Source organism: Microbacterium fluvii, assembly GCF_025515205.1.
GTDB classification, from domain to species: domain Bacteria; phylum Actinomycetota; class Actinomycetes; order Actinomycetales; family Microbacteriaceae; genus Microbacterium; species Microbacterium fluvii.
This window is the reverse complement of the sequence record NZ_JAOPFX010000001.1, coordinates 1,359,219-1,372,000: the sequence shown is the minus strand read 5'-3', so window position 1 is coordinate 1,372,000 and position 12,782 is coordinate 1,359,219. Positions and strand designations below refer to the sequence as shown.

14 protein-coding genes are annotated in these 12,782 nt (G+C 71.2%); 5 read left to right on the top strand and 9 right to left on the bottom strand.

All coding sequences use genetic code 11. The annotated features are described in order from the left end of the window. Positions 1-11: 11 nt before the first annotated feature. From OAW74_RS06380 to OAW74_RS06345, 8 genes are all read right to left on the bottom strand, one after another. Positions 12-1,163 (bottom strand): acyltransferase family protein, encoded by a 1,152-nt coding sequence (locus OAW74_RS06380; RefSeq protein ID WP_262873471.1) that lies wholly within the window; start codon positions 1,161-1,163, stop codon positions 12-14. Between the two features lie 37 nt (positions 1,164-1,200). Then, a complete protein-coding gene (locus OAW74_RS06375; protein ID WP_262873470.1) occupies positions 1,201-2,565 on the bottom strand; it encodes a maltokinase N-terminal cap-like domain-containing protein in 1,365 nt (454 codons plus the stop codon). Between the two features lie 52 nt (positions 2,566-2,617). Next, positions 2,618-2,839 carry an SCO4848 family membrane protein gene (locus OAW74_RS06370; RefSeq protein ID WP_262873469.1) on the bottom strand — a complete coding sequence of 74 codons (222 nt, stop codon included), beginning with the start codon at positions 2,837-2,839 and terminating at the stop codon, positions 2,618-2,620. A 9-nt stretch (positions 2,840-2,848) separates the two neighbouring features. Beyond that, positions 2,849-4,057 carry a DUF4192 domain-containing protein gene (locus tag OAW74_RS06365; protein ID WP_262873468.1) on the bottom strand — a complete coding sequence of 403 codons (1,209 nt, stop codon included), beginning with the start codon at positions 4,055-4,057 and terminating at the stop codon, positions 2,849-2,851. A gap of 91 nt (positions 4,058-4,148) precedes the next feature. Further along, positions 4,149-4,367 (bottom strand): hypothetical protein, encoded by a 219-nt coding sequence (locus OAW74_RS06360; RefSeq protein ID WP_262873467.1) that lies wholly within the window; start codon positions 4,365-4,367, stop codon positions 4,149-4,151. Positions 4,368-4,399: 32 nt separating this feature from the next. After that, positions 4,400-4,696, bottom strand: a complete 297-nt coding sequence (locus OAW74_RS06355) for a hypothetical protein (RefSeq protein WP_262873466.1) — start codon at positions 4,694-4,696, stop codon at positions 4,400-4,402. A 78-nt stretch (positions 4,697-4,774) separates the two neighbouring features. Then, the gene (locus OAW74_RS06350; RefSeq protein ID WP_262873465.1) at positions 4,775-5,740 is read right to left on the bottom strand and encodes a hypothetical protein; all 966 of its coding nucleotides are present in this window, start codon (positions 5,738-5,740) and stop codon (positions 4,775-4,777) included. Between the two features lie 48 nt (positions 5,741-5,788). Continuing rightward, complete coding sequence (locus OAW74_RS06345) at positions 5,789-6,481, bottom strand: phosphocholine cytidylyltransferase family protein (protein WP_262873464.1); 693 nt, start codon at positions 6,479-6,481, stop codon at positions 5,789-5,791. Positions 6,482-6,679: 198 nt separating this feature from the next. On the opposite strand from OAW74_RS06345, the gene OAW74_RS06340 reads away from it, so the two are divergent. Genes OAW74_RS06340 through OAW74_RS06330 form a run of 3 tightly spaced genes read left to right on the top strand, consistent with a single transcriptional unit; the run spans position 6,680 to position 9,816 of the window. Further along, positions 6,680-7,969 (top strand): ABC transporter ATP-binding protein, encoded by a 1,290-nt coding sequence (locus tag OAW74_RS06340; protein ID WP_262873463.1) that lies wholly within the window; start codon positions 6,680-6,682, stop codon positions 7,967-7,969. Next, positions 7,945-9,510 carry a hypothetical protein gene (locus OAW74_RS06335; protein ID WP_262873462.1) on the top strand — a complete coding sequence of 522 codons (1,566 nt, stop codon included), beginning with the start codon at positions 7,945-7,947 and terminating at the stop codon, positions 9,508-9,510. The genes OAW74_RS06340 and OAW74_RS06335 overlap by 25 nt, the downstream gene beginning before the upstream one ends. Positions 9,511-9,549: 39 nt before the next feature. Continuing rightward, positions 9,550-9,816, top strand: coding sequence for a DUF3039 domain-containing protein (locus OAW74_RS06330; protein ID WP_262873461.1), 267 nt, complete (start codon positions 9,550-9,552; stop codon positions 9,814-9,816). A gap of 4 nt (positions 9,817-9,820) precedes the next feature. Here the strand turns inward: OAW74_RS06330 and OAW74_RS06325 are convergent, their stop codons facing one another. Further along, positions 9,821-11,143, bottom strand: coding sequence for a nicotinate phosphoribosyltransferase (locus OAW74_RS06325; protein ID WP_262873460.1), 1,323 nt, complete (start codon positions 11,141-11,143; stop codon positions 9,821-9,823). Positions 11,144-11,195: 52 nt separating this feature from the next. On the opposite strand from OAW74_RS06325, the gene murI reads away from it, so the two are divergent. Continuing rightward, positions 11,196-12,014, top strand: coding sequence for a glutamate racemase (gene murI / locus OAW74_RS06320; protein ID WP_262873459.1), 819 nt, complete (start codon positions 11,196-11,198; stop codon positions 12,012-12,014). A 25-nt stretch (positions 12,015-12,039) separates the two neighbouring features. Next, complete coding sequence (rph, locus tag OAW74_RS06315; protein ID WP_316250206.1) at positions 12,040-12,780, top strand: ribonuclease PH; 741 nt, start codon at positions 12,040-12,042, stop codon at positions 12,778-12,780. Positions 12,781-12,782: the final 2 nt, after the last annotated feature.

Here is a 12,782-nt window from a genome sequence, read left to right as displayed (position 1 = left end):
GCAGGGCGGTGTCAGGTCAGCGGATCGACGACCCTGCTGCGCGCACGTGCGGCAACGCTCTGCTGCACGCGGCGCGCCACTCGATGAAGCTTAGCTTCGATGAGGTGATAGAACCCCCAGGCCACCAGGAAGCTCAGCGGGATGCCGACGAGCCCCACGAGACCCCAGTTCTCCGAGCCGAACGCGTAGGCGAGGGTGGCGAGGATCGGCACGTGCACGAGGTAGAGGCTGAACGACACCTTGCCCAGCCACTGCACGACGCGCGTGCGCAGGACCACGCCGGCAGCCGGCCAGCCGAGACCGACGAGCACGACCCCCGCCGCCCCAGGCGCCGCCAGCGCCCACAGCGCTTCACTGAGCTCGGTCCCGGCGGGCGCGAACGGGCGACACAGCCAGCTGGCCGTCAGAAGCGCCAGGCTGGCGACGGTGAACAGCGGCCAGAACCAGCGCGGCCGCGGGCGGTGGGCCCACGCCAGCAGTTCGGGAAGACGCGTGGCCATGATCGTGCCGATGAGGAAGAGCGGCAGGTAGAGCATGATGCTCAGCCCGGTGATGCGGCCGACGACGCTGAGCGCGCAGCACAGCAGCGCGGCGGCGAACGACCAGCGGCGCACGAGCAGTGCGATGGCGACGGCGATCGGCAGCAGCACCGAGAAGATCACCTCCCAGCGCAGCGACCACAGCGGATTGTCCAGCGGATACTGATGCGGCAGCAGCGTGATCTGCTCGACAAGCGCGGGCAGCGCGACGCTGGTGGCGTGGGTGTCGGCCATCCAGGACCCCTCGGGCATCGCGGCGGTGCGCGGCACGAGCATGATGAGCGCCGCCGCGAACAGCAGCGCGACGATCACCGGGCCGTACAGCCGCACGACCCGCGCCGCCAGGAAGCCCGTCCAGGAGAAGCCCGGCTTGAACACCGGCAGCACGACGACGAGCCCCGACAGCACGAAGAAGATCAGCACCGCCTCCGTGCCCACCGTGAAGATCTTCGCCGGCGACTGCGAGATCCACGCCCACACCACGGTCCCGCTCAGCCAGGGGGCGGCGATGAGCAGCCAGTGATGCAGCAGCACCGCGGTCGCTGCGAGCCCCCGGATGCCGTCGAGACTGCGCAGACGGCCTGTGGCGCTGCGTGCGGGCGGCGTGGGTGTCGAACTGGTCATAGGCGATCCAGGGTAGCCACCGCGGCTGTGCCGACTCTCAGAACGACCCGGACAGACTCGCGACCGCCCGCAGCGGGATCGCGACCCACGAAGGGCGGTTGCGCGCCTCGTAGATCGCCTCGTACACGGCCTTGTCGAGCTCGAGCGCCGCGAGGAGCTCACGGTGGTCGCCGGGGGGCGCACCGGATGCTGCCGCGTACCCGCCGAGGAAGGCGGCGCGGGCCGTCGCCGCCCACTCCCTGGCTCGACGGTCGCCCCCGGCGTGCTCGGCGACGGAGAGGCGGAGTGAGCCTGCCACGTAGTCGAACGAGCGGAGCATGCCCGCGACGTCGCGCAGGGCGAGGTCGGGCAGCAGCCGCTCGCGCATCGGCCGCATCGGCTCGCCCTCGAAGTCGAGCAGGATCCATTGCCCACCCGGCACCCGCAGCACCTGTCCCAAGTGGTAGTCGCCGTGGATCCGCTGCAGCCGCGGCCACGACGCACCGAGGGCACGGTCGTAGACATCCTGGATGGCGCCGCGTCGATCGGCGAGATCCGGCACCTCCGCGATGGCGATGGTGAGCCGCCTGCGCCATGCCTCGGCGACGGCATCGCGGTCGCCCGACGTGGGTTCCACAGTGGGCAGCACGCGGGCGAGGGTGCGATGCACCTCTGCCGTCGCAGCGCCCAAGGTGCGCGCGTCGTCCTCGAAGCCCCGGCCGGCGGCCGCGGTGCGCAGGGCGACCCGCCACGCGTCCTGCGCACCGGCGACGAACTCCTGCGCGAAGGCGAGCGAGCCCTTCACGGTTCCGCCTCCCGCCGGGTCGGGCCAGGCGCCCTCGAGGTGACCGAAGACAGCAGGCACATGGGGCGAGCCCGCACGCGCGAGCGCCGTCTGCAGTTCGATATCGGGATTCAGGCCCGGTTGCAGCTGGCGGTAGACCTTGCAGATGACGGGTGCGGCGCCCCCGTCTGCGTCGTACACGATGGATGTGTTCGACTGCTCACCGGTGAGCACCGAGGCGCTGTGCGGCGTCATCGCTGCACCGGTGAGCGGATGGCCGCTCGCACCGGTATGCGGTCCGCGGGCGGTGGCCCCGGTCGCGATGAGACGCAGGAGCGCCCGGGTGTACGCGGGGTCGTGAGGGCCGTCGATGAGTGTCGTCCCCGGCTCCGGGCTGCCGATGACGGCGGGACCCGACGCGTCGACACCCGCCGTCTCGCGTGCGACGATCGGCACCTGATAGAGCACGGGAGGCAGCGCCCCCTCGTCGGCGATGAGATAGGTGCGCACGCGCACCGACTCCTCGTGGCTCTCGTGGTCCCACCACGACACCAGCCGCAGGTGCGGTCGGCGCCCCTTCGCGCCGTACCACCGCTGCTGCGGCATCCACGCCGCGAGGCACGCGAGGGTGCTGTCCATGATCCGAGAGTAGGACAGCGGGGCGTGCCGCGCGCGGATCCGGTTCAGCGCATCACACGCCGGTGAAGATCGCGGCCACCGCCACCACGGCCGAGACCACGGCCAGCAGCAGCGCCGTCCCGATCAGCACGGCATGCACGATGAGGAACGCGGTGGGCTTGCCGTCGGCATCCCGTGCACGTGCATCCTTGGCGACCCGGCCGTAGAAGCGCGGCCACACGACCGCATTGAACAGGGCGTTGAGCAGCAGAAGCGTGATGAGAGCGGGGGCCACGGTGAGAGCTTATGCGCGACGGGGCATCTGCTCGGGCGCGGCCGCGTCGTCGCGACATCGGTATACCCAGTCGGGCAGGGTGCCGCTGTCGAACAGCCGCCGCAGCAGCGGGGCCATCGTGAGCGCAGGGTCGGCCGTCATGGCCTGCTCGACATGGCGCAGCGCGACGGTCGAGCGGCCCATCGCCCAGTTCAGCCAGGCGAGCACGCACAGCGCGCCGGCGCGGTGACGGCCCTCGACGTGCGCCGCCGCGTGTCGCAGCAGGGCGATGCCCTGCCGCAGGCGCTCCGCGTCGGGAATCCGGTCGGATCTCCCCATCAGCAGCGTCCCATCGTCCCCGAACGGCGGTCGGCCCTGCGCGGTCTCGCTCGCCACCACGTCGTCCATCGATGCCCCCGTTCGGGCCTGCAGGTCGTGCAGGTGCGCGTGCGTGCGGGCGACGCGCCGTGACATGTCCTGGCCGAACGCGATCTGCAGGATGATCTGATCGCGCGTCGCCGGCACGGTGCAGGCCGCAACCAGGTGGGCGAGCTCGCGCAGCGGGCCGGATTGCGACGCGCGCGGGAGCAGGCGTTCGACGAGTGCGACCGGGTCGACGGTTCCAGCGGCGGAGACGATGCCGAAGGCATCCACCTCCTCCCCGTGTTCCGCCAGCCGCGCCACCGCTTCGCCCAGCCGCGCTGCGCGGCTGCGCTCCGGAGGCGGCAGCTGCGCGTCGGCGTCGTACTCTCCTGGTCGTCCCGCCAGCCCGTGCGCGGCCAGCGCGGCGGTCATCTCGCTGTCGTCGATCTCGCGCAGCGGCCTGCCGCCGGGCGGCACGACCGGGGCGGAGCGGCTGCCCCAGCCGTCGTTCGCGACGCACAGCGCGTCGATGACAGCGAAGCCCGCTTCGTCGAGGCGCCCGCCGAGCGTGCGGTGCAGGGGCTCCCACCGCCGCCACGCCGTGGGGAAGTCGATGCCGCAGTAGACGACGAGGGCCGCGCCATCGCACGTGGACATGCGCGAGAGCATCCCGATCGCGACGGCGGCGAGGTGGTCCAGGACGCTCGGGTCGTCGGGCTGGGGCAGATCGAAGCGCATGACCCCGAGCGTGCGGCGGCCGTGGAAGGGCACGATCAGCAGCGACTCGCGTGTCGTGCAGCCGGCGAGAGCCGGCAGTGAGGCCAGGAAGTCCGCGGCGGTCGCCGATGTCAGAACGACGGGTGGTGGTGAGGTCATCCCGCCATGGTGGGACTCCGCCGCGGCCTGGAGCGGGCGAGCCGGCGGATCCTGGCACTACCCGTCGAAAGTGCGGGCCGTGGAGGAGGCGTCAGCGCGGGGGACCCGGCCGGTCGGAGGCGTCGGAACCGTCAGCAGGCGGGGCAAGGGGCACGGCGACCCACGACACGTCTCCTCCGGTGACGAGCCCCATGCCGTCGTCCTCGATCGCGGCGTCGAGCTGCTCGGCGGGCGTCGTGCGCCGCACGGGCTCGCTGGGCAGTCCTGCCCATTCCGTCGGGTCTTCTGGGCGGTGCGCCGTGATTCCCATATCGCCATCTTCCCACTGTGCGGGCCGGCGCATCACAGCACGAGCCGCCACAGGTACTCGAGGCCGTCGCGTGGCTGGAACCAGGCGATCGTGACGATCGCCTCGGTGCGCTCGACGTCGGCGTCGCACAGGCAGATCTCGATCGCTTCGCCCGGCAGCACCTGGCCCCAGTGCTCCGTGGCGCGCACGGGGGCGGCGTCGATGAACGCGCGCACGAAATCTAGCGGCTCTCGGCCGGCGTTGATCACGCGGGGATGCGCTCCGGCGGCGCGCTCCGCGCGCCAGGGCACCGGACGGACGGGGGCGGGGGATTCGAGCGCTCTGAGCATGTCCGCACGCTAGGAGCGGCAGCCGACGCCGCAGGCGTCCGGTTGCGCCGGAATGCGGATGACGGGGGAGAATCCGAACTAACGACGAGATGGGGAGGAGTCGCCGGGCGCGGCCGCGTCGTCGTCCGATGGGGGTGTGACCTCCCGTCGTCGACCGACCCCGGCCGCCGCCTTCTTGACGGCACCGCCGGCCGCGGTCGCACCGGTCGCGATGCCGCCGACCACCGCCCCGCCGATGCGGCGGATGCCGCGCCCCGCGCTGAGCTCGACCTTCGTCGCCCCCTCACGGGGAGCGGTCTCCGGTGGCAGCACGAGCGGCGGGATCCCGAACGCACGTCGTGAGTTGACCACGACGCGGCGCCCGAGCACGTGGTTGCCCGCGCCGCCCACGGCGGCGCCGATGCCGAAGGGAAGCGCCTTGCCGATGAACGATGCACCGCCGCGGGTCGCGAAATGGCGCAGAAATGCGCGCTTGAGCTGATCGACCATCGGTCCGACCGCTGCCCGCGGCAGGGTGCTGGTGACCAGTTCGCCCCAGTACGCCGACCGTGTCGGCCCGCGACCCGTGGCCTGCCCGGCGAGCTGTGCGACGAGGTCGACCCCTTCTCTGCCGAGCAGCAGGGTCATCACGAGCGCGCGAGCGCGATCGGGATCGGCGACGGGGATGCCGTGCACTTCGGCGATCGACTGGGCGAACAGCGCCGACGCCTCGAGAAATCCCAGGGTCTCGACACCGCTCAGGGTGAGGGTGATGCCCGTGCCGATCCCGGGGACGACGGCGGTCGCGCCCACGGCCGCGCCGCCGGTGGTCACGGCGGCGAGGTAACGCCGCTCGAGCAGCCGGATGATCTCGGCCGGCCCCGCACCGGGGTGTCGCAGGCGGATGCTGCGCAGGTGCGCCAGCACGGCGGGTCGCTGCACGGCGAGCACGCGGTCCAGGGCCCGCACGGTCAGCGGGTGCTCGTCCGACCCCGCAGGCGGCAGACCCCCTGCCCACGGCGCGTCACCGGGGAGGGAGTGGATGCGATGCACCTTCTCTGCCACGCGTGCGATCCTATGCGCGGCCGCCGCGCCTTTGCTGGATGACCGCCGTCAGACGAACAGGTTCGCGCGCTCGAGGTCTTCGGCGAAGTCGACCTCGACGGCGTACAGGTCTGAGATGTCGAGCGGGCGCAGCTTGAGCCCGTCTTCGGCGATCGCGAGTTCGAGACCGCGCTCGAAGTAGTCCTGATCATCGACGCGGTGCAGGTGCCGTACGAAGGCGCGCTTGTCGGCCGCGGAGATGTAGTTGATGCCCACGGCCTCGCCGATGCCCCCGACGACCGTCTTCGACAGCGCGTCGATGTGCCCACCGGCATCCACCGTGTACTTGACCTCTTCATCGCTGACCTTGGACGTGTTCACCGTGACGAACGACTGCTGCTGCTCGATGAGCGCGATCGCACGTCCCAGGACGCGGGGGTCGAAGACGACATCGCCGTTCATCCAGAGCACTCCGGCCTTGCCGGTCGCGCTGAGCGCGCGCAGCAGGCTCTTCGAGGTGTTCGTCTGGTCGTACCGGTCGTTGTAGACATAATCGGCGGAGGGGAAGGCCTCCACGATCGTCTCGGCGCGGTAGCCGACGACAGCGGTGATCCGGGCGTCGCGGCCGAAGGCTGCGCGGATGTTGTCGTGCTGCTGCTGCATGATGCTGCGGCCGTCGCCGAGCTGAGTGAGCGGCTTGGGCAGGCTGCGTCCGAGCCGAGAGCCCATGCCTGCGGCGAGGATGACGGTCTGGATGGTCACGGATCTGCTCCTGAAGTGGGGAAAGTCGCGGTGTGTTCACCGATGTGACACTCCCTCGTGCCATCGCCCATGCTAGCGGCGCTGGCTGGGAAGGCCCAGAACGGCGGCAGCCCGTTGCGGTTTCGTGATCTGCGGTGGCATACTCCGGGCCGTCCGTCAAGCCTGGCCGGTGCCGGTTCCGGTTGATACTTTGGATCGGTGACGCCGTCCCTCCCGCTGCCCTCCGAGCCCGATGAGACCGAGCCCGAGGTGGCGGCGGAGGCCGCTGCGAAGCGGATCGCGCCGCAGCGCGCGGGAAAGGCGCCGGCGAAGAAGCGCAAGCCGGCCGCTGCGCGTCCGGCCCCGAAGAAGAAGTCCGGGTCGACCGGGGGTTCCGCGACCACGCCGACCGTTCCCGAGGCCGACCTCGTGATCCCCCCGAAGCCGCCGCTCCCGCCGCGGGACATCCCTCCGCAGCCGCCGCTCCCGCTGCCGGAGATCCCTCCGCAGCCGCCGCTGCCGGAGTCGTCGACACCCGCCCCGGAGACCGAGGTCGCGCCCGAAGCCGACGTCGAGATCGGGATTCAGGCGGCAGCCGCGGCCGCAGTCGAGCCCGACGCCGCAGTCGAGCCCGATGGCGTAGTCGACACACTGCCCGAGATCGAGCCGGGTGCGCCGCAGCCTGCGGCGAACCCGGACCACGCCGACGATGTCGCCGAAGTGTTCACGGCGCCTGCGGCGACCGACGGAGAGCCGGCACTGGCATTGCGCGGCATCACGAAGTCGTTCGGCGAGACACGCGCCGTCGACGGCATCGACCTGACAGTACCGGCGGGCACCTTCTACGGTCTCGTGGGTCCGAACGGCGCAGGAAAGACCACCACGCTCTCGATGATCGCCGGCCTCCTTCGGCCAGACGCCGGCCGACTCACCGTCGCCGGTGTGGATGCGGCATCCGATCCGGTCGGCGCGAAACGGATGCTGGGCGTGCTGCCCGACCGTCTGCGGACGTTCGATCGACTCACCGGTCGGCAGCTGCTCTATTACTACGGCGTGCTGCGGGGCCTGCGGCCCGCCGTGGTCGAGAGCCGCACTGCCGATCTCGCGCGCGCCTTCGACTTCGCCGATGCGCTGGGCCGAGTCGTCTCGGACTACTCGGCAGGCATGCTCAAGAAGATCATGCTCGCCGGCGCCATGATCCATTCGCCGCGCGTGCTGGTGCTCGACGAGCCGTTCGAAGCGGTCGATCCCGTCTCCAGCGCCGTCATCCTCGACATCCTGTCGACCTACGTCGCCCACGGCGGCACGGTGATCCTCTCCAGTCACGGCATGGACCTCGTCGAACGCGTGTGCACTCGAGTCGCGGTCATCGTGGCCGGACAGGTGCTGGCCGAGGGAACGGTCGACGATGTCCGCGGCGAGCTGACACTCGAGCAGCGCTTCGTCGAGCTCGCCGGGGGCCTCAGCGACGTGGAGGGCCTGGAATGGCTGCACACGTTCTCCGGCTGAGATTCGATCTGCTGATCGGCACGCTGCGGGGCGACGCCCGGCACGTCGCCAGGGTGGTCACCGGCCTCGTGCTGCTGATGGCCGCCACCGGCGCCGCGTGCTGGGCCGTCCTGGGGCTGAGCGGAGACGATGACGAGGTGGTGCGCGTCGTGACGGTGCTGGGCGGATCGGCGGTCGCCTTCGGCTTCGCCCTCGCGCCGCTCGTCGCGGCGGTCGAAGACCCCCTCGACCCGCGCCGCTTCGCTGTGCTGGGACTGGCCCCCCGACGCCTCGCGGCGGCGCTCGCGCTGGCGGGCGCGCTGAGCGTGCCGGTGCTCGTGGTTCTCGCCGTCGGCATCTGCGTCGCGATCGTCTGGACCGAGCGCGGGGTCTCGCCCCTGCTGGCCGGGGTCAGCGTGGCGCTCGGCATCGCCGTGTGCGTGCTGCTGGCGCGGGTCTGCATGGCACTGACGGCACTGTTCCTGCGCGAGCGTCGCTCGCGCGAGCTGTCGGGGCTGTTCGCGCTGACGATCGTGGTGGTCGTCGTGCCGGTGGGGGTGTTCCTCGCATCGCTCGACTGGCATGGCACGGTGCCCAGTCAGCTCAGCGAGGCCGTCGATGTGCTCGCGGTCACACCGCTCGGTGCGGCGTGGGCGATTCCCGCCGTCGTCGCGGAGGGCGCAGATCCGACGGTGCCGGCAGTGGTGGCGATCGGATCGCCTGTAGTGCTGTGGCTGGTGTGGATGCTGCTGGTGCGGGTGCTGCTGACCACGACCGAGCGCCCACGAGCCACGCGAGAGCGCGGAGGGCTGGGCTGGTTCGCCGTCGCCCCCGGCACCCCCGGCGGCGCCATCGCGGCGCGCAGCCTCATGTACTGGCTGCGCGACCGCCGCTACGTCGTGAATCTCGTCGTGGTGCCGATCACCGCCGCACTGACGATGGCGCCGCTGTTGATCGTGGGCGTGCCGCTGCAGACGGTCGCACTGATCCCGGTGCCCTTCATCGCTCTTTTCCTGGGCTGGCTGCCGCACAACGATCTCGCCTATGACTCGACCGCGGTCTGGATGCACATCTCGGCGGGAGTGCGAGGCGTCTCGGATCGGGTCGGGCGGCTCGTGCCGGTGCTGCTCGTGGGCCTTCCCGCGCTGGCGGTGGTCATGCCGCTGGCGATCTCGGTGCACGGGAGGTGGGCGCTGCTGCCCGCGATGATCGGGGTGTGCACGGGGCTCTTCGGTGCGGGCCTCGGGCTTTCGAGCATCGCGTCGGCTGCAGCGCCGTATGCCGTCTCCCCGCCGGGGGAGAGCCCCTTTCGACAGCCGCAGCGGTTCGATTCGGCGGGTGGCATCGCGCAGGCGCTGGTGATGCTCGGCTCGCTCGCGCTGTGCGCCCCGGCCCTCTGGTGGGCCTGGATCGCGCTGACCGACGACATCGAGGCGGCCGAGTCCGCGATGTGGGCGGGCATCGGCATCGGAGTCGGCACGCTCGTGGCCGGCATCGCGATCGGCTCGGTCGTTTTCCGCCGGCGTGCGGGCAGGATCATGGAGTTCGCGGAGTCGACCTGAGCCGCCCTCGGTGCGGGCCCGGCGGCTACACTGGCTGGCATGAGCACCCCCGGAGACAGCCCCGATCAGGGCGGACTGGCCACGCTCGACCGCGAGCTCGAAGAGCTCCTCCAGGAAGAGCAGATCGAACCGGGGGATCACGAGCGCTTCTCGCACTACGTGAAGAAGGACAAGATCCTCGAGTCGGCGCTGACCGGCAAGCCCGTGCGAGCACTCTGCGGGAAGAAGTGGACCCCCGGTCGCGATCCGGAGAAGTTCCCGGTGTGCCCCACCTGCAAAGAGATCTACGAATCGATGGTCGGCTGAGCCCTCACGCGTCGATGTAGACCGTGGGTATCGCCGGGTCCGATCGGCTGAGCGCGAGCGCCCTGACCGGCAGTTCCTCGCGCACCCTGGCGTGGTGCGCACGGGCGACCGCGACGCCGTCGGCCCCCTCCGCGGTGGTGTCGATCTCGCCCTCGACCACCAGCTGCGTCTGCAAGGCGCGCGCGTCGGGATGGGCCGCTGCCGTCTCGAGCTGTTCGAAGCCGTCCGAGACCGCGATGAGCTCGCTCGTCGCGGTGCCGGCGTCGAGGGTGCGGAAGGCGGCCTTGCGACCGCCCTTCGAGCTTTTGTCGGCCGAGGCCTTCGCCACCGAGACCCAGCCGCCTGCGGCATCCTGCCGGGCGACGAGCTTGTACACCATGCCGGCGGTGGGCGTGCCCGAGCCGGTGACGAGCGAGGTGCCCACGCCGTAGGCGTCGACCGGGGAGGCGGCGAGTGCGGCGATCGCGTACTCGTCGAGATCGCTGGTCACCGTGATGCGGGTCTGCGAGGCCCCCAGCGCGTCGAGCTGCTCGCGCACCTGTGCGGCGACGATCGGCAGATCGCCCGAGTCGATGCGCACGCCGCCGAGGGCCGTGCCGGCCACGCGGACGGCGGTGGCCACGCCCTCGGCGATGTCGTAGGTGTCCACGAGCAGGGTCGTGTCGGTGCCGAGCGCTTCGACCTGCGCGCGGAAGGCGTCTTCTTCCGAGTCGTGCAGCAGCGTCCAGGCGTGAGCAGCCGTGCCCATCGTCGGAACGCCCCACCGGCGTCCTGCCTCGAGGTTGCTCGTCGCGCCGAAGCCGGTGATGTAGGCCGCGCGGGCCGCGGCGACGGCGGAGGACTCGCCGGCTCTGCGCGAGCCCATCTCCGCCAGTGGCCGATCTCCCGCAGCGATGCTCATGCGTGCCCCGGCGGTGGCGATGGCCGAGTCGTGGTTGAGCACGCTCAGCGCGAGTGTCTCGAGGATCACCGCCTCGGCGAACGTCCCTTCCACCGTGAGCACGGGCGACCCGGGGAAGTACAGCTCGCCCTCCCGATATCCGGTGATCGTGCCCGAGAAGCGATAGCCCTCGAGGAACGAGACGGTCGCGGCATCCACGACCTTCTCGTCGCGCAGGAACTTCAGCTCGTCGTCGCCGAAGCAGAACTCCCTCAGCAGTGACAGCAGCCGGCCGGTGCCGGCCACGACCCCGAAGCGGCGGCCGCCGGGCAGGCGCCGCGCGAACAGCTCGAAGACGCAGCGACGCTGTGCGGTGCCGTCGCGCAGCGCGGCGTCGAGCATCGTGAGCTCGTAGCGGTCGGTGAGCAGGGCGGTGGAGGCGCTCATGCGGTCAGCCTACTGACGTGGGCGGGCGTACCCGCTGGCGTAGGCTGGGGACGTGGACGACGCCCCGATCGGAATCTTCGACTCCGGCGTCGGCGGGCTCACCGTCGCACGCGCGATCTCGGCCCAGCTGCCGCGCGAATCCCTCCGGTACATCGGCGACACGGCGCACTCGCCCTACGGCCCCAAGCCGATCGCCGACGTGCGCCGCTACGCCCTCGAAGTGCTCGACACCCTCGTCGACGAGGGCGTGAAGATGCTCGTGATCGCCTGCAACACCGCGTCGGCCGCCATGCTGCGCGATGCGCGCGAGCGCTACGACGTGCCGGTGGTCGAGGTGATCGGCCCCGCCGTGCGGACGGCGATGTCGACGACGCGCAACGGCCGCATCGGGGTGATCGGCACGACGGGCACGATCGGCTCCCGGGCCTACCAGGACATGCTCGAAGTCAACGAGAACCTGCAGGTGTTTGCCCAGGCGTGCCCGCGATTCGTCGAGTTCGTCGAGGCCGGCATCACCGACTCGCCGGAGGTGCTGGCGGTGGCCGAGGAGTACTTGGCACCGCTTCGGCACGCCGGCGTCGACACGCTCGTGCTCGGCTGCACCCACTATCCGTTCCTGGAGGGTGCGATCAGCTATGTGATGGGCCCCGACGTGTCGCTGGTCTCGAGCGACACCGAGACGGCCAAAGACGTCTACCGCCAACTCGTCTCGCGCGACCTGCTCGCCGGCCCCGACGCCGTGGCCGCGCACGACTACGAGGCCACGGGCGATTCCGCCGACGACTTCCTCCACCTCGCGCACCGGCTGATGGGGCGCGAGGTCAGCACCGTGCGCCTCGTGCAGACGGGCGCCATCGATCTGCCGCGCTGACGGCATCCGCTTCCGAAGGAGAACCATGACCGAGATCATCCGCGCCGACGGGCGCACACCCGACGAGCTCCGCCCCATCACGATCGAGCGCGGCTGGAGCGCGCAGGCCGAGGGCTCGGCGCTCATCTCGTTCGGCGGCACCAAGGTGCTGTGCACGGCGTCGTTCACGAACGGCGTGCCCCGCTGGCTCACCGGCAAGGGCAAGGGCTGGGTGACGGCCGAATACGCGATGCTGCCACGGGCCACGAACTCGCGTAACGACCGCGAGTCGGTCAAGGGGCGCATCGGCGGACGCACGCACGAGATCTCGCGGCTCATCGGGCGGGCGCTGCGCGCCGTCGTCGACACCAAGGCGCTCGGCGAGAACACCATCGTGATCGACTGCGACGTGCTGCAGGCCGACGGCGGCACCCGCACGGCGGCGATCACGGGGGCCTACGTGGCGCTGGCGGATGCGATCGAGTGGGGCCGGAGGCAGAAGTTCATCGCGCAGAAGTCGACCCCGCTGATCGATTCGGTCGCCGCCGTCTCGGTGGGCATCATCGACGGCGAACCCATGCTCGACCTCGCCTACGTCGAAGACGTGCGCGCCGAGACCGACATGAACGTCGTGGTCACCGGCCGTGGCCTGTTCGTCGAGGTGCAGGGCACGGCCGAGGGCGCGCCGTTCGACAAGCGCGAGCTCGACGCGCTGCTCGAGCTGGGCGTGAACGGGTGCGCACAGCTGCGCGACCTGCAGAGTTCGGCGCTGGCGGCGGAGCGCTGACG

Coding starts and splice junctions, on each gene's coding strand:
- rph (WP_316250206.1), top strand. CDS start 12,040: ATGACCGAGATCATCCGCGCCGACGGGCGCACACCCGACGAGCTCCGC.
- OAW74_RS06355 (WP_262873466.1), bottom strand. CDS start 4,696: ATGCTCAGAGCGCTCGAATCCCCCGCCCCCGTCCGTCCGGTGCCCTGG.
- OAW74_RS06335 (WP_262873462.1), top strand. CDS start 7,945: ATGGCTGCACACGTTCTCCGGCTGAGATTCGATCTGCTGATCGGCACG.
- OAW74_RS06380 (WP_262873471.1), bottom strand. CDS start 1,163: ATGACCAGTTCGACACCCACGCCGCCCGCACGCAGCGCCACAGGCCGT.
- OAW74_RS06365 (WP_262873468.1), bottom strand. CDS start 4,057: ATGACCTCACCACCACCCGTCGTTCTGACATCGGCGACCGCCGCGGAC.
- OAW74_RS06325 (WP_262873460.1), bottom strand. CDS start 11,143: ATGAGCGCCTCCACCGCCCTGCTCACCGACCGCTACGAGCTCACGATG.
- OAW74_RS06375 (WP_262873470.1), bottom strand. CDS start 2,565: ATGGACAGCACCCTCGCGTGCCTCGCGGCGTGGATGCCGCAGCAGCGG.
- OAW74_RS06360 (WP_262873467.1), bottom strand. CDS start 4,367: ATGGGAATCACGGCGCACCGCCCAGAAGACCCGACGGAATGGGCAGGA.
- OAW74_RS06330 (WP_262873461.1), top strand. CDS start 9,550: ATGAGCACCCCCGGAGACAGCCCCGATCAGGGCGGACTGGCCACGCTC.